Here is an 18355-nt window from a genome sequence, read left to right as displayed (position 1 = left end):
TATACAATTAAGTCAATGTTATTTATAAAGGGGTACATATTCTATGACGAGTAACAACCAATTAGATATTTTATATAAATTAAAGAAAGAAGTCGAAAAATCTAATCACCAAGACTTAGTCCATATTATTAATCAAGTGATTAAGAAAGTCTATCTAGATCAATATACATTAACTTTTGTCGGCCATTTTTCAGCGGGTAAATCAACGTTAATCAACTTACTGCTTGAGCAGGAAATCTTACCAAGTTCTCCAGTACCGACAACCAGCAATACTGCAATCGTCAGTGTCGCGGATAAAAATGAAATTATCGCAAATTTAGAAGGTCAACAATATACGCGATTAAACAATTATGATGAAGTGAAACAATTAAACAGACAAAATGGGGATGTAGAGTCTGTTGAAATCCGCTTCGAATCCGATAAATTCAAAAAAGGATTTACATTGCAAGATACACCAGGTGTTGACTCAAATGTCTCATTACACCAAGCATCAACAGAACAATTCATGTTTACCAGCAATATTATTTTCTATACGGTAGATTATAACCATGTACAATCCGCAATGAATTTCCAATTTATGAAACGTTTGAATCACGCAGGCATTCCTGTCGTCTTTGTGATTAATCAAATTGATAAACATAATGATGAGGAGCTTTCATTCGAAGCTTTCAAACAAAATATTCAACATGCGGTAGATGAGTGGGACTTAGAACTATTAAAAACATATTATGTGTCAAAATATGACCATCCAGAAAACCAAATCGATGCACTCTCTGATTTCTTAATTGAACAAGATACACATCGTGAATCAATGGAAGATTATATTGAAAGAATCACACAATTTATTACAGATGACCAAAAATCATATATTCAAGCAGAAATGCAAGATATCTTAGCCAATTTAGATATTGAAGCTTCTCAATTTGATCAAGCTTATTTAAACTTCCAGCAAAATCAATCAGTAAGTGAAGAAGCGCAACTATTGAATGACCCTGAAAAGTTATATAAGTATTTGGATTATCAACGAAAAAACATTTTAGAAAATGCATACTTAATGCCGCATGACATGCGCGAAAAAATTCGTCTTTACTTAGAAAGCCAAGTCAAAACATTCAAGGTTGGCGGATTCTTTAACAAGAAAAAGAAAACTGAAGAAGCAAGAGAAGAAAGACTTCAAAACGTGATGGCTACATTACAAGATATTGTAAATCAGCAAATCAGACAACCAATGCGTGAAGACATGTCATTCTTAACACGCTTCATCAATCAAACAGACGTCAACCAATCAATTTTAAACCAACATTATGAAATTCCATCATCATTAGTAACGGATTTATATCAAGAACAGATGAGCATCAGTAACGCTTATGTACTTAACTTCTGTGACGACGTTGTTAAAGCCATACATCGCTTTATAAAAAAAGAATCTGAACCCTTGTTAAAACGTGCAATTGAAAATGCTGAAACACAACATGTAGATGATGAAGAAGGTACAGACCAAAACGATTACGAAAAATATATCGAACTGCGTAAACTACGCGAGTCATTAATTACAAGAAACTATCAACATTATTATATCCATCTAGATGATTCCTTAGATAAATTAATTGACCGTACTGAAATCACGTATACCAAAGAAGAATTAGAAACACCGAAAAAGCAAATCAACCAGACTAAACAAAAATCTGAATTAAAATCTGATATCGATGTTGAAACTATTAAGCGAGGCATTGACATTATTGATCCTGTGCCTTTATTTGAACAAACAAAATCAGATTTAAAAGCCGCGATTGATCGCATGGATCAACAAATCGTTAAAATTGGTGTCTTTGGTACGTTCAGTGCAGGTAAGAGTAGTTTAATCAATGCGTTGTTAGGTGATCATTACTTAGTAAGTTCTCCAAATCCAACAACTGCAGCAACTACAGAATTGTCTTATGGTAATTCAAGTGCGATTACGTTAAAACAAGCACCTCAATTACTCGCGGAATTAAATCAATTAGTGGAATCACAAAAGTTCCACTTTGATAGTTTAGAAGACTTTAAAGCGACAGACACAACAGAACTAAAACATTCATTGAAAAAAGAGCAGCTAGCATTTGTGAATGCGGTAAAAGAACAATTAGATGTATACCAAAATATGATTAAAGACGGTTATCAACATGACATCAGTCAAGATGAAGTGAAAAAGTGGAGTGCACAAGATGAATATGCTGCATTTGTGGAAACTGTCCATTTAAATTTACCAATAGACTGGTTAAAAAATAAAATTATTGTAGACTCTTTAGGTCTTTATTCAAACAACCAACGTCACTCAAATGAAACCGAAAAAATCTTAACATCTTCTGATTTGATTTTATATGTGAGTTACTTCAATCATTCATTCACAGATAACGACAAAGCCTTTATCGAATATATGAAAGAGATGAATCAACTGAATGAAAATCAAACATTCAAGATGATTATCAACGCAGTAGATTTAGCGGAATCTACAGAAGATTTAGAGGCTGTAGAAGATTACGTCAATGATGCATTACAACAAGTTAACATGCCTGCAGATATTTACAGTGTTTCAAGTCGTCGAGCTTTAAAAGAAGGCGATGAAGGATTAACGAAACTGAAAGAGAGTCTGGATTATTTCGCAGAAGTAGAGTCCAAAGTTGTTTTACAGCAACAAATGAAAGGTCAACTCGAACAAATCAGTGCGTCTTACACACAAATGTCTGAAGACTATCAAAATAACCGTGAAGAAATGGAAAAACGTCAACAAGAGGTAAGAAAGGTCGAACAAAATGGCGCAATTCCAAATACAACTTTAAAAACAACGAAACAACATACTTATAATGAAGTAGAAGATCAAGTCTATCATTTGAATGAGCGTTTAAAAATTCAATTATTTGATGAAGTACGCACTGTATTCAATGGTCAAATGACGAAAAATAAAGACTTTGAAACAGAAAAACGAGATGCGGTTAAAACTTATCTTGAGCAAATACACGGTCGCTTATACATGGAACAGACATTAATCGCAGAACGTATCAAAAAGTTCTTCAATAAACAACTAGAAGATCAACTGGCACCTGTTGTAAAACAATTGAATCAACTACACATTTTAATACAACCACAATTTAGTATTGAAATGGATAAAGATAAAATTACAACAATGCACATTGACTTCAATGAAATGTTCGAACATCTACCTAAAAAATTGACGAAAAAACGTTTATTACAATTGAAGTCACAAAAAGAATTACAGGAACAAATCACTATGGATACTGTAGATTTACTTCAAAGCAACCTCAGTCAATTGAGACAAGAATTAGAACAACAAGTCTCTTACATGGGCAAAACTGCTGACCAACAATTGAATGCACTGTCTGATGAAGTGTATGCTCAAGCAAATTCATTATTGAATGTTAAAATTGATAATAGCTTGATTCAACAAATTGACGCAGCGAACCGTCAGTTAAAAGACATTATATAATTTAGAAAGAGGAAGTAGTATGACAAACAAAGTATTGCTTGTAGATGGAATGGCGTTATTATTCCGCCATTTCTATGCGACAAGCATTCACCACCAATTCATGAGAAATACAAAAGGCGTACCAACAAATGGTGTGCAAGGATTTGTCCGACACATCTTTTCAGCGATAGATGATATCCAGCCTACGCATATTGCGGTATGTTGGGATATGGGACAACAAACTTTCAGAAATGATATGTTTGCGGATTATAAACAGCATAGACCTGCACCACCAGATGAATTGATACCGCAATTTGATTTAGTTCAAGATATCTCAAATGCCTTAGGTTTTGTGAATATCGGTGTTAAAAATTATGAAGCCGATGATGTTATCGGAACACTTAGCAGAAAACTTTCAGAAGATAACGAAGTGTACATTGTAACTGGAGATAAAGATATCTTACAATGTATTAACCAAAATGTTGAAGTGTGGTTGACTAAAAAAGGATTCAATATCTATAACCGCTATGATTTAACGCGTTATCAAGAAGAATATCAGTTGCATCCGCTTCAACTCATCGACATCAAAGCATTTATGGGCGATACAGCTGATGGTTACCCTGGTGTAAAAGGTATCGGTGAAAAAACAGCACACAAATTAATTTTGAAATATCAATCTGTTGAAAATGTCATTAATCACATAGATGAACTGACACCAGCACAACAAAAGAAGATCATTAGTCAATTAGATGATTTGAAACTATCAAAACAACTAGCTGAAATACACACCAATGTCCCATTAGATGTTGCTGCGTTGTTTAATCAAATGCAGTATCATCTTGATTTCATTGATATTTTCAATGTTTTAGATACACATGACTTGAAAGTTTCAAAGAAATTTATTGAACGAGAATTTCTACCTTTTTAAACCAATCAAAAAACGGGAGGGCATATGCACAATTTCAAACTGTGCATACGTCCTCCCGTTTTACTTTATTTCAACTGTTGATATAACGCTTGTTGCGCATGATGATTGGCCTCTTTATTTTGTGCTCTAGGAATCCAATCAATTAGGCATAAATCAAATGCTTTCATTTTCTTAGCAGCTTCCACTAAATAACCTTTAAACTTCTCATTTTTAGCAAAGCCTTTATCTAAACTGTCAGTAATCAACTTTGAATCCGTATAAATCAATGCAGTGGATACTTTTAATTCTATTGCGCAATCTAACGCAAAATTAAAAGCTTGCCACTCAGCTGAATGATTATCTGTAGGATCAATGTCTTGCGTGAAAGTTTGATGATTACTATCTTCAATTATTGTTGCTGCAATTGATGCTGGTCCTGGATTACCTTTTACTGCTGCATCAAAAAATATTTTAGCCATACACCATACCATCCTTAATTCAATACTTTATTATACATACCCTGAATTAGTAACCTTCATCTTTAGATTGAATTTTACCTTTACGGTACATTGATTTAGCCCAATAACCAAATGGAACATTTAAAAGTGTCGCAAGCAGTTTCAAGAAATATGTTGTAATAAAAATTTCAAAAACTGCACCAGCTGGTAATAAACCGATGAATGCGATTGCTACGAACAACGCAGTATCAATGATAGAACTTAACGTCGTACTGCCATATGCACGAATCGCAAACGTACGATCTGACTTAAAAACTTTTTTAATCGCATTGAAGATAAAGACATCAATGTGCTGTCCGATGATGTAAGCAATAATCGAACCTAACGCAATTCTAGGAACAATATTAAAAATTGTACTTAATGCTTTTTGTGCCATATCTTCTGGAGCAGGAATGAAATGCAGAGATAACTGCATTAATATAATCATAACTAACGATGAACTAAAGCCCATCCAGACTGCTCTTTTTGCGACTTTGCGTCCATAAATATCGTTTAAAATATCTGTTGCTAAATAGATAGACGCAAACATAACGTTTCCTAACGTCGCAGAAATCGTAAAGATGTCTACAGTTTTGATCACTTGAATGTTGGCGATAATCGTACCAATCGCTACCCAAGAAATCAAACCTTGTTTACCAAACAAGCGATACATAGCGACCATTAAGGTAAAGGTCACAAGAAAGGCGATAACACCTAATATTTCATTATAAAACATAATTAACCTCCTAAATTTTGTTAATGCGGGTGTTTAGAAACCGCAACTCAACTCATATATTCTATAGAAATTATACTTTAAATGCAATGTCCATTTAGTTAAATCTAAAAATTCGATAGATGAAGTAAAGTCTTACGCATGATATAATGAGGCTAAATTAATCGTCCTTAAACCATTTAAAATGGGATTAATGAAGGATAAAGGGAGTGACGATTATTTTTTCAAAATCCGAAAAAAGAGCGCTTGATTCCATAGATGATTTATTGAACACCTACTGTAAAAATTGTGAGTTAAAAACATATCATCGCAAAACCAAAGGTAAAACCTATGCACATCATTTTTGTATTTATGAATGTTCAGTAGGCAAACAAATCAAGCAGTTTGGTAATGAACTACAATAATTGGAGGTATTTTTGATGGAAATCGTTCGTATAGAACCAACGCCAAGTCCGAATACCATGAAAGTGGTATTAGATAAAAAGCGAGAGGACAATCAATCCTCCACCTATACAAAGGTAAAAGAAGGGCAGCCCGATTTTATCAACAGATTGCTAGAAGTTGAAGGCGTCAAATCCATATTCCATGTCATTGATTTTCTAGCAGTTGATAAAACACCAAAAGCTGACTGGGAAGCTTTACTTCCAAATATCACAGCTGCACTCAGTAATGAGCATGACACAAAAACAGCAGAAGCACCTGCACCAGATGAGCATTATGGTGAAGTCAAAGCGGAAGTGCTTAAATTTAAAGGCATTCCCTATCAAATTAAATTAACGACAACGAAAGATGAACAACGCAGACAATTGCCTGACTATTTCGTTGATACGATGCTTTCTACACAAAAAGATGAAGATAATGTTGTATTTATGCGCAAGTGGGAAGATTTAGGTACACGTTATGGTGAACTTGAAGAAGTGATGGATAATGTTGAAGAAGAACTCATCGCATTATATCCTGAAGATAAACTCAATGAACTTAAACAAGAAGCACTCAATACAGATATCGTAGTGCCTACAACACATTATCAACATGTGACCGTTGATGAATTCAACAGCGCAGAAGATTGGAAAGCGCAACTTAGAATGCTGAAGTCTTTCCCAACACCTACTCAAGATGATTATCCACTCATCGAAGCTGCGTTAAATCATTCTAAAATTCCGATTCGACGTGAAGCCATAGTACTTGCGAGCATGGTAGAAGATGAATCTGTATTGCCGTATATGTATCAAGGTTTACATGATAAAAACCCTGGTGTACGCCGAACTGCTGGTGACGGTTTAAGTGATTTAGGCTTTAAAGCTGCCTTGCCAGAAATGGAAAAGGCATTAGATGACCCGCAAAAGATTGTACGTTGGCGTGCTGCGATGTTTATCTTTGACGAAGGCGGAGAGGCACAATTGCCAGCATTAAAAGCACATGAAGATGATGAGGCCTATGAAGTTAAGCTACAAATCCAAATGGCTATTTCCCGTATTGAAAAAGGGGATGAAGCATTAGGTTCTGTATGGAAACAAATTGCCAACCGTAATAAATAACTGAAATGAAAGCCATTCAACAATTGAATTAGATTACATTTCTGATTATTTCATGTAAAATAAACTATAAATAAACGAGGAGTGTATAAGATGAATCCATATGAAGCATATATGCAAGAACTTGCGCAAGGTATGCGCAGCGAATTAACACAAAATGGTTTTGAAAGTTTAGAAACTGCAGAAGCAGTTGATCAATATATGGACAATGTAGGTGCAGATGAAACTACATTTGTTGTCATTAATTCAGTATGTGGCTGTGCAGCTGGTTTAGCACGTCCAGCAGCAGTTGCAGTTGCTGAACAAAATGATAAAAAACCTGACCATAAAGTAACCGTCTTTGCTGGTCAAGATAAAGAAGCAACACAAGAAATGAGAGAATTTATTCAACAAGTACCTTCAAGTCCTTCTTTCGCTTTATTTAAAGGTACAGAATTGAAACATTTTATGCCTCGTGAATATATTGAGGGACGCGATATTCAAGATATCTGTATGGATATCAAAGATATGTTCGATGAAAATTGTTAATCAATCACTTAATTTGATTTCATAATCGAAGGTACGGGACAAATTGGATGGCTGACTCAGTTCCATCAATTGTCCCATTTTTTATAAATGGATATACATATGAATTGAGGAGGAGATAGGTATGAATTCATTTGATGCGGCATATCATGACCTATGTAATGAGATACTAGCAATTGGCAATGAACGTGGTGATCGTACAAATACAGGTACAATTTCTAAATTCGGCCACCAAGCACGCTATGACTTAAGTAAAGGATTCCCATTATTAACAACTAAAAAAGTTTCCTTTAAACTAGTTGCGACAGAGTTGATTTGGTTTATAAAAGGCGACACAAATATCAAATATTTACTTCAATACAATAATAATATTTGGAATGAATGGGCATTTGAAAAGTATGTAGCATCAGCAGATTATCATGGCCCAGATATGACAAATTTCGCGCATCGCGCCTTAGCAGATGAATCATTTAATGAGGTATATCAAGAAGAAATGGAGAAATTTAAATCTCGTATTTTAAATGATGATGCCTTTGCGCAAAAATATGGTGATTTAGGGAATGTATATGGTAAGCAGTGGCGTGACTGGGTTGGCGCAGATGGCGAACATTATGATCAACTTGCGACAGTGATCGAACAAATTAAAACAAACCCTACATCTAGACGCCATATCGTATCAGCATGGAATCCAGCAGAAATTGATACGATGGCTTTACCGCCATGTCATACAATGTTCCAATTTTACGTGCAAGATGGCAAACTCAGCTGTCAATTGTACCAACGCAGTGCTGATATATTCTTAGGTGTACCGTTTAATATCGCCAGTTACAGCTTATTAACGCATTTAATTGCTAAAGAATGCGGCCTAGAAGTCGGTGAATTTGTGCATACAATCGGTGATGCACACATCTATTCAAATCACATCGATGCTGTTAAAAAACAATTAAGCCGTTCAAGTTTCGAACCACCTCAATTAAAAATTAATGCAGATTGTTCTATTTTTGATATTCAATATGAAGACTTAGAGATCGTGAATTATCAATCACATCCAGGAATTAAAGCGCCTATCGCAGTATAAATACATTTAGAATCTATGAAAGGGGATAAGAATATGACACTTTCTATTCTTGTTGCGCATGACCAAAACAGAGTAATCGGTAAAGATAACCAACTACCATGGCATTTGCCAAACGATTTAAAACATGTAAAAAAATTAAGTACTGGTAATACACTGGTAATGGGACGCAGAACTTATGAGTCTATCGGCAAACCACTTCCGAACAGACGTAATGTTGTTTTAACACGTGACACTTCATTCCAACCTGAGGGTGTCGATGTGATTCACAGTCTGGATAACATTTATGATTTACCTGGCCACGTTTTCATTTTCGGAGGCCAAGCGTTGTTCGAAGAGTTTATTGATAAAGTGGATGATATGTACATCACAGTCATCGAAGATAAATACCAAGGAGACACATTCTTCCCACCGTACACATTTGAAGATTGGGAAGTTGAGTCCTCAGTTAAAGGAGAACAAGATGAAAAAAATAAAATTCCGCACACATTCTTACATCTTGTTCGTAAAAAGTAATAGGAGGTATGGAAATGCGTAAGAAAATTGTTACAGATTCAACTACAGATTTACCGCAATCGTATTTAAAAGAACATGATATCCATGTTATTCCACTTAATTTAACCATTGAAGGTAAATCATATATTGATCAGCAAGACATCTCTTCAGAACGTGTCATCGAGTTAATTGAAGAAGATGTAGATATTAAAACGAGTCAACCTCCTATTGGCAAATTCATTGAAATGTATGACGAATTAGGGAAAGACGGTTCAGAAATTATCAGTATCCATATGACATCTGGATTAAGCGGCACATTTCAAACCGCTTATCAAGCCAGTCAAATGACAGATTCTAAAGTTACAGTCATTGATTCTAAATCTATATCTTTCGGTCTTGGTTTCCAACTTGAGCACATTGTTGAATGGAATAATGAAGGATTATCAACTGAGGAAATCCTTGAAAAGCTAAAACATTTACAAAGCAACATCAAGCTTTATGTCGTTATTGGACAATTAAATCAACTCATCAAAGGCGGGCGTATTGGTAAAGCCAAAGGTATGATTGGAAATATGATGCGTTTAAAACCTGTGGGTGTATTAGATGATGGACGTATTAAAATTCTGCATAATGCACGTACGCAAAAATCGAGCATTCAAACCATTAAAAAAGAGTTAGCGCAATTTATTGAAAACCATACCATTAAAAAGGTTGGATTAGCACATGCGAATGCGTTAGACTTCGTTGATAAGTTCAAACAACAATTTGCGTTGGAAGAAAACAATATCGAAATTGAAGTGAATACAACAACACCTGTGATTTCAACACACACTGGGCAAGGCGCAGTCGGCTTTGTCGTCTTGCGTCAATAGGATTACCTAACACTCAACGCTCATAATAAACATCAAATTTCAAAGCAAACTAATAGAAAATATAATGCAGTCATGATAAGTTTAAAAATGACGAAACGCCGAATGGAGGTAATATTTTGGCATATGCAACATTAGCTGGCGGCTGTTTCTGGTGTATGGTAAAACCATTCACATCTTATCCTGGTATTAAAGCTATCGTGTCAGGATACAGTGGCGGCCACGTAGAAAATCCAACTTATGAAGAAGTATGTACGAACACAACAGGTCATGTTGAAGCAGTACAAATTGAATATGACCCTGAAATCACTTCATTTGAAAATATATTAGATGTTTATTTCAAAACATTCGACCCGACTGACAATGGCGGGCAGTTTTTCGATCGCGGTGAAAGTTATCAGCCGGTCATTTTCTATCATGATGAAGCGCAAGAACAAGCTGCACTCTCAAAAATTCAGCAGCTAAATGAACAAATGATTTTTAATAAACCAGTTATCACACCGGTAAAACCTTATAAAAACTTTTACCCCGCAGAATCTTATCATCAAGATTATTATAAAAAGAATCCAATGCATTATGAACAGTACCAAAAAGGTTCTGGCAGAAAAGACTTTATAGAAAGACATTGGGGGGAGTAAAATGCTTAAAAAAAGTAAAAATGAATTAACAGATATGGAATATCTCGTTACTCAAGAAAATGGTACAGAACCTCCTTTCCAAAATGAATACTGGAATCATTTCGAAAAAGGAATCTATATCGATAAGCTTTCAGGCAAACCGCTATTCACTTCAGAAGAAAAATTCCATTCTGATTGTGGTTGGCCAAGTTTCTCTAAAGCATTAAGTGATGATGATATCATTGAACTTGTAGATAAATCATTTGGTATGGTCAGAACGGAAGTTCGCTCTGAAGACAGTCATCTCGGCCACGTCTTCAATGATGGGCCAAAAGAAACTGGCGGTTTAAGATATTGTATTAATTCTGCTGCTGTACAATTTATTCCTTATGATAAATTAGAAGAACTTGGATATGGTGATTTAATTCCACATTTCAAGAACCAAGGAGAGAAATAAATATGTTTAAAAAATTATTTGGTAAAGATAACGAAGTAGATAAAGCAATTGAAGTATACGCACCCATTTCAGGTGAATACGTTAAAATCGAAGATATCCCAGACCCAGTTTTCGCACAAAAAATGATGGGAGACGGATTCGGCATCAACCCAAGCGAAGGCGTTGTCGTATCTCCAATCCAAGGTAAAGTCGACAATATTTTCCCAACTAAACATGCATTAGGTCTAAAAGCTGAAAACGGGTTAGAATTATTGCTTCATATCGGTTTAGATACAGTACAATTAGATGGTGAAGGTTTCGAAGTATTAGTAGAAAGCGGCGATACTGTAAACGTTGGAGATCCACTTGTTGAATTTGACTTAGATTATATCGCAAATAATGCTAAATCAGTCATTTCACCAATCATTATTACAAATACAGATCAAGCAGATAAAATTGAAGTGCATCCTCAAGACTTATTAGTCAAAGGAGAAACTAAAGTAATTGATGTGAACATGGCTTAATGAAAGATTATTCATTTTATCAATTTGCGCTTACTGTGCGAGGCAGACCTGACGAAAAAGGTCAATTAGCAGAACAGATTTTTGATGATTTAGCTTTTCCGAAACAAGCATCAGATTTTCATACGTTGTCAGATTATATAGAAACTGAAGCTTCAATCAGTTCACCAATGTATGTATTTGATGACTTATTTGACGAATATCAGGAATGGTTAAAATTTTAAATTTTTGACGTAGGGTTGGTGTAGGCACCAGCCCTTTTATTTTTTCATGATAGCCGTTTATGAGTTGATGCGCGTGCTGTATTTGGTAAAATAAATTATCCATTCAAAACAGTACATAAGATGTACATCAATGTAAAACAAGAAAGGGGCATATCCGAGTGACACAACATAATGATGAAACCAATCAACATTCAGAAGAACAAGACTCAAAAAAAGCACCTAAAATATTCAAAATTAAAAGATGGAAATTCATTACTTTCAGTCTCATCGCATTCTTATTGACCGTTGCGTTAACAGTTTTTGCGACGATTACGATTGCACATAAATTTTCCGGACTTAGCGACTCACAAAGTAAATCATTCAGTAAAGTGGAAAGTACATACCAAACATTGGCTAATGACTATTATAAGAAACAAGATTCTGAGAAATTATCAGAAGCCGCAATCAATGGTATGGTCAAATCATTAAAAGATCCTTATTCACAATATATGACTAAAGATGAAACGAAATCATTTAATGAAGATGTTTCAGGAGATTTTGTCGGTATCGGTGCAGAAATGCAGCAACGCAACAAAGAAATCAGCGTTACGAGTCCAATGAAAGGTTCTCCTGCTGAAAAAGCGGGTATACAACCGAAAGATGTTTTAACTAAAGTAGATGGTAAATCTATTAAAGGTAAATCATTAACTGAAGTAGTTAAAATGGTGCGTGGTAAAGAAGGAACTGAAGTAACTTTAACTGTCAAACGTGCAAACCAAGAACAAAATATCAAAATCAAACGCGAAAAGATCCACGTCAAAAGTGTTGAATACAAAAAAGAAGGCGACGTTGGGGTCTTTACAATTAATAAATTCCAAGAAGATACATCTGCAGAATTGAAAACAAAAATTATGAAAGCACACAAACAAGGTGTAAGAAAGATTGTCTTAGACTTACGTAATAATCCAGGCGGTTTATTAAATGAAGCTGTTAAAATGTCTAATATTTTCATTGATAAAAATAAACCGGTTGTGAAATTGCAGAAAGGGAAAGAAATAGAAACAGTCGACACACCAACTGATGCCTTAAAAGAAGCAAAAGATATGGAAGTATCTATTCTTGTCAATGAAGGTTCAGCAAGTGCTTCTGAAGTGTTTACTGGCGCAATGAAAGACTATGATAAAGCAAAAGTGTACGGTGAAAAAACATTTGGTAAAGGTATTGTGCAAGCAACGAAAGAATACGCTGATGGCTCATTACTGAAATATACTGAAATGAAATGGTTAACACCGCATGGTACGTATATTCATGGCAAAGGCATTAAACCAGATGTTGAAATTGCATCACCTAAGTACCAATCTATCTCAATGATTCCTGATGATAAAGCATTCAAAGAGGGCGACCATGATAAAAATGTCAAATCTATTAAGATAGGTTTAAAAGCTTTAGACTATTCAGTGGGTGAAGAAAATAACGACTATGATGCACAGCTTAAATCTGCAGTTGAAGCTTTCCAAAAAGACAATGATTTATCTGTCACAGGTACTTTTGATAAAGAAACGAACCAAAGATTTGCAGAGAAATTAGTAGATAAAGCAAATAAAGAAGATGAAATGCTAGATAATTTACTCAAAAAATTAAAATAAAAGGGGCAAAATTATGATAAGAAACGCCAAGTTAGAGGACTTAAATGCAGTATCTGAATTAACTGAAGAAGCGAAACAGATAATGGCAGAAGACAACAATCCACAATGGGATGAAGCCTATCCTTTGCTAGAACATTTTGAAGAAGATATCGCAAATCAATCTTTATTTGTACTAGAAGAAGCACAAACAATTTATGGTTATATTGTTATCGACCAGAATCAATCGAAATGGTATGATGAACTAGAATGGCCGATAGATAGAAAGAACGCTTACGTCATTCATAGACTTGCAGGTTCTGCAAATTATAAAGGCGCAGCAACTGCATTGTTCGACTTTGCGGTTGAACGTGCGTTAGATCATGGTGTAGACGTATTACTTACGGATACGTATGCCGCGAATCAACGCGCCCAAAACTTATTTGAAAAATTTGGTTTTCATAAAGTAGGCGAAGCCAATTTAAATTATCATCCTTTTGACAAGGAAGAATCATTCTATGCCTATTATAGAATTTTAAAATAAGAATAGAGGTATTTATCATGACGAAAATTGCATTTACTGGCGGCGGAACAGTCGGACATGTTTCAGTCAATTTAAGTTTGATTCCCATTGCGAATGATAGAGGCTACCAAACATTTTATGTAGGTTCTAAAAATGGAATTGAAAAAGATATGATTTCATCACAATTACCAAATACACCTTACTTCCCAATTTCAAGCGGGAAGTTACGCAGATATTTATCATTTGAAAATATCAAAGATGTATTTAAAGTACTTAAAGGTATCTTAGATGCACGCAAAATATTAAAGCAACAACAACCTGATTTATTATTCTCTAAAGGCGGCTTTGTATCTGTACCTGTTGTAATCGCTGCACGTTCATTAAACATTCCAGTGATTATTCATGAATCAGATATCACACCTGGTCTTGCGAATAAAATTTCTTTAAAATTTGCGCAAAAAATCTACACTACATTTGAAGATACATTAAAATATTTGCCTAAAGCCAAAGCAGATTTTGTCGGTGCAACTGTTAGAGATGATTTAAAACAGGGTAACAAAGAAAAAGGTTATCAACTGACAGGATTTAATGATCAGAAAAAAGTCTTATTAGTAATGGGCGGCAGCTTAGGAAGTAAGACCATTAATGATTTAATTCGACGCAACCTAGATGAATTATTAAAAGAATATCAAATTATTCATCTTACAGGTAAAGGCTTGTTGGATACATCAATTCAAAGAGAAGGCTATCGCCAATTTGAATTTGTGACAAGTGAATTAACAGACTTACTGGCGATTACAGATATAGTAGTCAGCCGTGCAGGTGCAAATGCAATCTATGAATTTTTAACACTAAATATTCCAATGTTGCTCATTCCATTAGGATTAGATCAATCTCGTGGAGATCAAATTGATAATGCGAAATATTTCCAATCAAAAGGGTATGCCCAAACCTTACCTGAAGACGAAGCATCCAAAGAAAAATTCATGGCAGCTTTACAAGAGATTGAGCATAATCGTTCAACAATTGAGCAGCAAATGTCGAACTACCACCAGCTCTTTACTAAAGAAGATTTATTAGACAAGATTCTTAAAGATACAAACCAAAAGGAAACGAGGGAAAGCTGAGTTGAGTCGAGCTAAAAGAATTTCACTGATTCTAGTATTTACATTGATATTCAGCGCGATTGCTGTGTTCCACCAAAATAGAATCGGTAACTGGATTGATACAGAAGTCTATGATTTTATTTATGCCTCACACAGCATCATTACAACAAGTATATTTATGGGTGCAACATGGATAGGCGAAGTATGGTCAATGATTTGCCTTTCACTTTGTGTCGTCGCATTCTTGTTAATGCGCAAGATGCAAATAGAAGCGTTATTCTTTGCGATTGTCATGGCAATCTCAAGTATCTCTAATCCAATTATGAAAAACACAATTGATAGAGAACGTCCTACAAAATTAAGACTTGTAGAAATTGGCGGTTTCAGTTTCCCAAGCGGGCACGCACAAGGTTCTACAGCCTTCTTCGGCAGCCTAATCGCAATTTCAAGCCATTATTTACATGGCACACAACGTGTAATGATGACATCATTCTGCATCTTTATGATCGCAATGATTTGTATGTCTAGAATTTACTTAGGCGTGCATTATCCAACTGATGTCATTGCCGGCATACTTGCAGGTTCTGTATGCATTTTAACGGCATCATTATTTTTCAAAGGCAAGTTCAAAATGTTAGCTAAATAAACATAACAGTAAGTGAGATAAAGTCGATTAAGTTCGTCTTTATCTCACTTTTTTAATTCAAACAGAAAAAAACCGATTCTCATTTACAGAATCGGTTAAGTATGTCACGTTACACAATATCGCGTAACGTCAGTATTTACGGGCATATATAAAAGGGGATAATTCGAAAATGACCAATCCAATTAAGAACGAAATGTGGGGGGGATGTCTCATTTGTGATTGATAATCATTTTCAATTACTATTATACATGAGTGAGAATGGTTGTCAATTAGAAATCAGAAATAATTCAACTTTTTTCTTCAACTCCACATTTTTGACACAATTCGTTATTGGTTTCTGTTCATTCGTTCTTAAACGTTTCAACTGTGATAAAATCATGATTGAGGTGCTTTCAATGACAAAAATATTAATCGTAGAAGATGAGCAAAATTTAGCTCGATTCATTGAATTAGAATTAGTACATGAGAATTACGAAGTTGATATAGAAAATGATGGTGCAGAAGGTTTAGAAACAGCGCTGAAAAAAGATTATGATCTTTACTTGTTAGACTTGATGCTGCCACATATGGATGGTCTTGAAATATGTAAAAGAATTCGTGAAGTCAAATCAACTCCTATTATTATCATTACAGCAAAAGGTGATACATATGATAAAGTAGCAGGATTGGATTACGGCGCAGATGATTACATTGTAAAGCCATTCGATATTGAAGAATTATTGGCACGAATTCGTGCAACATTAAGACGCCAACCCGCTAAAAATATCATCGACATCAAAGGAATTCAAATTAATAAAGAAGCTTTTCGTGTCACGATCGATGGCGAAGAAGTAGAACTGACTAAAACTGAATATGACTTACTGCAATTACTCTCCGAAAATTTAAATCATGTCATGCAGCGTGAACAAATCTTAAATCATGTTTGGGGCTATGACAGTGAAGTTGAAACGAATGTGGTAGATGTATATATCCGTTATCTCAGAAATAAATTGAAACCATTTGGGAAAGAAAAGGTAATCGAAACAGTCCGTGGTGTCGGTTATGTGATACGACAATGAAGCAGCGCAAGTTAAAAACTCAATGGATGTTAATCACGACTAGTATTACGTTTTTAATTGTCTTTATCTTTAGTTTAGTTATCATATATTTTCTAAGCATCACACTGAGAGACAGTGAAATCAATGATGCTGAAAAAAGTGCAGACAACGTCTCTGCTTTACTTGCGACTAAGACATTGGTAGATATTAAACCCTTGGACTTAAATGCGTCGCTCGGTAACTTCCAAAAGGTAATCCTCTTTGATGATGACAAACAAAAAATTACAGAAACATCTACCATGAATGAATTTATTTCAAACACAAAAGATATAGAACCTTCACAGTATCACAGTGTCTATGTGAAACGGTTCAAAGATGCAAATTTCTTAATCATTTCGCATCCTGTGGAAACTGAAAAGTTCCATGGATATTCAGTAATCATTCATTCACTCGCAAGTTATGATAGTGTCATGCATTCTTTAATTATCTTATCTGTTTTATTCGGGATAATCGCTATCATCATTACTGCAACAATCAGTTATATCTTCTCTGCGCAAATCGCAAAACCCATCACCGTTATGGCGAATAAAATGCGTAAAATACGAAGAGATGGTTTCCAAGAAAAATTGGAATTACCGACTGAATATGATGAAACAACTGACTTGATCGATACTTTTAATGATATGATGATACAAATTGAAGAACTATTTGATCAACAACGACAATTTGTTGAAGATGCTTCACATGAGCTAAGAACACCACTTCAAATCATTCAAGGTCATTTAAACCTGATCCAACGATGGGGCAAAAAAGATCCTGCGATTTTAGAAGAGTCTTTAGATATCACAATTGAGGAAATGAATCGTATTACAAGATTAGTTGAAGAACTATTATTATTAACGAAAGAATCTACTTACAAAGATGCATTAGATGTAGAACCTGTTAATGTCAATGACGAAATCAATTCCAGACTAAAATCTTTAAAGCAATTACACCCGGATTATAGTTTCACATTTACACCATCAGCGAAACCGATATGTTTAAATATTAATCGCTATCAACTTGAACAGGTCTTGCTTATCTTTTTAGATAATGCCATCAAATATGATACCAGAGAGAAGAAAATAGAAATTTGTACCGCACTTAAAAATAGACAAGCAACAATTGAAATTACTGACCATGGTTCAGGTATTCCTAAGAAAGACTTGGACTTTATCTTTGACCGTTTTTATCGCGTCGATAAGTCACGATCAAGACAGCGTGGCGGTAATGGTTTAGGGTTATCAATTGCGAAAAACATAGTGAACTTGCATGGCGGAACAATTCACGTTGACAGTGAAGTCAACGCATTTACAACGTTCAAAATCACGTTCAACGTATAATTACATTTTAAAGATAATTCGTCTATTATTGTACAATATTCTATTTAAGGTTATATATGTGTATAAAGAGCCGTCATATCGGCTCTTTTTCATGCCATCAAATCGTCATTCTCCCTTTAATTTGTGAACATTTAATGATATTATTTATTTGTAAGCGTTTCAA

At 34.8% G+C, this 18355-nt stretch carries 20 protein-coding genes and 1 pseudogene; 19 read left to right on the top strand and 2 right to left on the bottom strand.

Features of this window, described 5'->3' with window-relative positions; all coding sequences use genetic code 11:
- The first annotated feature begins 43 nt into the window (after window positions 1–43).
- Complete coding sequence (locus ACFCT9_RS02855) at window positions 44–3484, top strand: dynamin family protein (RefSeq protein WP_412520674.1); 3441 nt, start codon at window positions 44–46, stop codon at window positions 3482–3484.
- A 19-nt stretch (window positions 3485–3503) separates the two neighbouring features.
- Window positions 3504–4391: a 5'-3' exonuclease gene (locus ACFCT9_RS02850; RefSeq protein ID WP_412520672.1), complete on the top strand. Its 888-nt coding sequence runs from the start codon at window positions 3504–3506 to the stop codon at window positions 4389–4391.
- Window positions 4392–4456: 65 nt separating this feature from the next.
- Here ACFCT9_RS02850 and ACFCT9_RS02845 read toward each other — a convergent pair whose 3' ends face one another.
- Window positions 4457–4849, bottom strand: coding sequence for a ribonuclease HI family protein (locus ACFCT9_RS02845; protein ID WP_412520670.1), 393 nt, complete (start codon window positions 4847–4849; stop codon window positions 4457–4459).
- 46 nt (window positions 4850–4895) lie between these two features.
- Window positions 4896–5603 carry a queuosine precursor transporter gene (locus ACFCT9_RS02840; protein WP_412520668.1) on the bottom strand — a complete coding sequence of 236 codons (708 nt, stop codon included), beginning with the start codon at window positions 5601–5603 and terminating at the stop codon, window positions 4896–4898.
- 206 nt (window positions 5604–5809) lie between these two features.
- Here ACFCT9_RS02840 and ACFCT9_RS02835 point away from each other — a divergent pair, with 206 nt between their 5' ends.
- The 17 genes and pseudogenes from ACFCT9_RS02835 (at window position 5810) to ACFCT9_RS02755 (ending at window position 18192) form a co-directional block, all read left to right on the top strand.
- Window positions 5810–6004: a zinc-finger domain-containing protein gene (locus ACFCT9_RS02835; RefSeq protein WP_412520667.1), complete on the top strand. Its 195-nt coding sequence runs from the start codon at window positions 5810–5812 to the stop codon at window positions 6002–6004.
- A 15-nt stretch (window positions 6005–6019) separates the two neighbouring features.
- Window positions 6020–7138 carry a conserved virulence factor C family protein gene (locus ACFCT9_RS02830; protein WP_412520666.1) on the top strand — a complete coding sequence of 373 codons (1119 nt, stop codon included), beginning with the start codon at window positions 6020–6022 and terminating at the stop codon, window positions 7136–7138.
- Window positions 7139–7228: 90 nt separating this feature from the next.
- Window positions 7229–7663: a bacilliredoxin BrxA gene (gene brxA, locus ACFCT9_RS02825; RefSeq protein ID WP_412520665.1), complete on the top strand. Its 435-nt coding sequence runs from the start codon at window positions 7229–7231 to the stop codon at window positions 7661–7663.
- Window positions 7664–7784: 121 nt separating this feature from the next.
- Window positions 7785–8738, top strand: coding sequence for a thymidylate synthase (locus ACFCT9_RS02820; protein ID WP_412520664.1), 954 nt, complete (start codon window positions 7785–7787; stop codon window positions 8736–8738).
- 33 nt (window positions 8739–8771) lie between these two features.
- Complete coding sequence (locus ACFCT9_RS02815) at window positions 8772–9251, top strand: dihydrofolate reductase (RefSeq protein ID WP_412520662.1); 480 nt, start codon at window positions 8772–8774, stop codon at window positions 9249–9251.
- Between the two features lie 14 nt (window positions 9252–9265).
- Entirely contained in the window at window positions 9266–10102 is an 837-nt protein-coding gene (locus tag ACFCT9_RS02810) for a DegV family protein (protein WP_412520661.1), read from the top strand.
- Between the two features lie 155 nt (window positions 10103–10257).
- Window positions 10258–10737: a peptide-methionine (S)-S-oxide reductase MsrA gene (gene msrA / locus ACFCT9_RS02805; protein WP_412521608.1), complete on the top strand. Its 480-nt coding sequence runs from the start codon at window positions 10258–10260 to the stop codon at window positions 10735–10737.
- 1 nt (window position 10738) lies between these two features.
- Window positions 10739–11173 (top strand): peptide-methionine (R)-S-oxide reductase MsrB, encoded by a 435-nt coding sequence (gene msrB, locus ACFCT9_RS02800; protein WP_107604619.1) that lies wholly within the window; start codon window positions 10739–10741, stop codon window positions 11171–11173.
- Between the two features lie 2 nt (window positions 11174–11175).
- Window positions 11176–11676, top strand: a complete 501-nt coding sequence (locus tag ACFCT9_RS02795) for a PTS glucose transporter subunit IIA (RefSeq protein WP_412520658.1) — start codon at window positions 11176–11178, stop codon at window positions 11674–11676.
- Window positions 11676–11897 (top strand): YozE family protein, encoded by a 222-nt coding sequence (locus tag ACFCT9_RS02790; protein ID WP_412520657.1) that lies wholly within the window; start codon window positions 11676–11678, stop codon window positions 11895–11897. Before ACFCT9_RS02795 ends, ACFCT9_RS02790 begins: the two co-directional genes overlap by 1 nt.
- A 158-nt stretch (window positions 11898–12055) precedes the next feature.
- Window positions 12056–13522, top strand: a complete 1467-nt coding sequence (locus tag ACFCT9_RS02785; RefSeq protein WP_412520656.1) for a S41 family peptidase — start codon at window positions 12056–12058, stop codon at window positions 13520–13522.
- Between the two features lie 13 nt (window positions 13523–13535).
- A complete protein-coding gene (locus ACFCT9_RS02780; protein ID WP_412520655.1) occupies window positions 13536–14042 on the top strand; it encodes an N-acetyltransferase family protein in 507 nt (168 codons plus the stop codon).
- 17 nt (window positions 14043–14059) lie between these two features.
- Entirely contained in the window at window positions 14060–15148 is a 1089-nt protein-coding gene (locus ACFCT9_RS02775) for an undecaprenyldiphospho-muramoylpentapeptide beta-N-acetylglucosaminyltransferase (RefSeq protein ID WP_412520653.1), read from the top strand.
- A 1-nt stretch (window position 15149) separates the two neighbouring features.
- Window positions 15150–15773: a phosphatase PAP2 family protein gene (locus ACFCT9_RS02770; protein ID WP_412520651.1), complete on the top strand. Its 624-nt coding sequence runs from the start codon at window positions 15150–15152 to the stop codon at window positions 15771–15773.
- Between the two features lie 176 nt (window positions 15774–15949).
- A pseudogene (locus ACFCT9_RS02765) lies at window positions 15950–16072 on the top strand (hypothetical protein); the annotation flags it as partial.
- Window positions 16073–16168: 96 nt separating this feature from the next.
- Window positions 16169–16831 (top strand): response regulator transcription factor, encoded by a 663-nt coding sequence (locus ACFCT9_RS02760; protein WP_412520649.1) that lies wholly within the window; start codon window positions 16169–16171, stop codon window positions 16829–16831.
- Entirely contained in the window at window positions 16828–18192 is a 1365-nt protein-coding gene (locus ACFCT9_RS02755; RefSeq protein WP_412520647.1) for an ATP-binding protein, read from the top strand. Before ACFCT9_RS02760 ends, ACFCT9_RS02755 begins: the two co-directional genes overlap by 4 nt.
- Window positions 18193–18355: the final 163 nt, after the last annotated feature.

It is taken from the genome of Staphylococcus simulans (assembly GCF_047037175.1).
GTDB classification, from domain to species: domain Bacteria; phylum Bacillota; class Bacilli; order Staphylococcales; family Staphylococcaceae; genus Staphylococcus; species Staphylococcus simulans_C.
This window is presented reverse-complemented; position numbering and strand designations above follow the sequence as displayed.

What these genes read in the sequence shown, in the direction of transcription:
- ACFCT9_RS02855 (WP_412520674.1), top strand. Translation starts at nt 44, where the DNA reads ATGACGAGTAACAACCAATTAGATATTTTATATAAATTAAAGAAAGAA.
- ACFCT9_RS02850 (WP_412520672.1), top strand. Translation starts at nt 3,504, where the DNA reads ATGACAAACAAAGTATTGCTTGTAGATGGAATGGCGTTATTATTCCGC.
- ACFCT9_RS02845 (WP_412520670.1), bottom strand. Translation starts at nt 4,849, where the DNA reads ATGGCTAAAATATTTTTTGATGCAGCAGTAAAAGGTAATCCAGGACCA.
- ACFCT9_RS02840 (WP_412520668.1), bottom strand. Translation starts at nt 5,603, where the DNA reads ATGTTTTATAATGAAATATTAGGTGTTATCGCCTTTCTTGTGACCTTT.
- ACFCT9_RS02830 (WP_412520666.1), top strand. Translation starts at nt 6,020, where the DNA reads ATGGAAATCGTTCGTATAGAACCAACGCCAAGTCCGAATACCATGAAA.
- brxA (WP_412520665.1), top strand. Translation starts at nt 7,229, where the DNA reads ATGAATCCATATGAAGCATATATGCAAGAACTTGCGCAAGGTATGCGC.
- ACFCT9_RS02820 (WP_412520664.1), top strand. Translation starts at nt 7,785, where the DNA reads ATGAATTCATTTGATGCGGCATATCATGACCTATGTAATGAGATACTA.
- ACFCT9_RS02815 (WP_412520662.1), top strand. Translation starts at nt 8,772, where the DNA reads ATGACACTTTCTATTCTTGTTGCGCATGACCAAAACAGAGTAATCGGT.
- ACFCT9_RS02810 (WP_412520661.1), top strand. Translation starts at nt 9,266, where the DNA reads ATGCGTAAGAAAATTGTTACAGATTCAACTACAGATTTACCGCAATCG.
- msrA (WP_412521608.1), top strand. Translation starts at nt 10,258, where the DNA reads ATGGTAAAACCATTCACATCTTATCCTGGTATTAAAGCTATCGTGTCA.
- msrB (WP_107604619.1), top strand. Translation starts at nt 10,739, where the DNA reads ATGCTTAAAAAAAGTAAAAATGAATTAACAGATATGGAATATCTCGTT.
- ACFCT9_RS02795 (WP_412520658.1), top strand. Translation starts at nt 11,176, where the DNA reads ATGTTTAAAAAATTATTTGGTAAAGATAACGAAGTAGATAAAGCAATT.
- ACFCT9_RS02790 (WP_412520657.1), top strand. Translation starts at nt 11,676, where the DNA reads ATGAAAGATTATTCATTTTATCAATTTGCGCTTACTGTGCGAGGCAGA.
- ACFCT9_RS02780 (WP_412520655.1), top strand. Translation starts at nt 13,536, where the DNA reads ATGATAAGAAACGCCAAGTTAGAGGACTTAAATGCAGTATCTGAATTA.
- ACFCT9_RS02775 (WP_412520653.1), top strand. Translation starts at nt 14,060, where the DNA reads ATGACGAAAATTGCATTTACTGGCGGCGGAACAGTCGGACATGTTTCA.
- ACFCT9_RS02760 (WP_412520649.1), top strand. Translation starts at nt 16,169, where the DNA reads ATGACAAAAATATTAATCGTAGAAGATGAGCAAAATTTAGCTCGATTC.
- ACFCT9_RS02755 (WP_412520647.1), top strand. Translation starts at nt 16,828, where the DNA reads ATGAAGCAGCGCAAGTTAAAAACTCAATGGATGTTAATCACGACTAGT.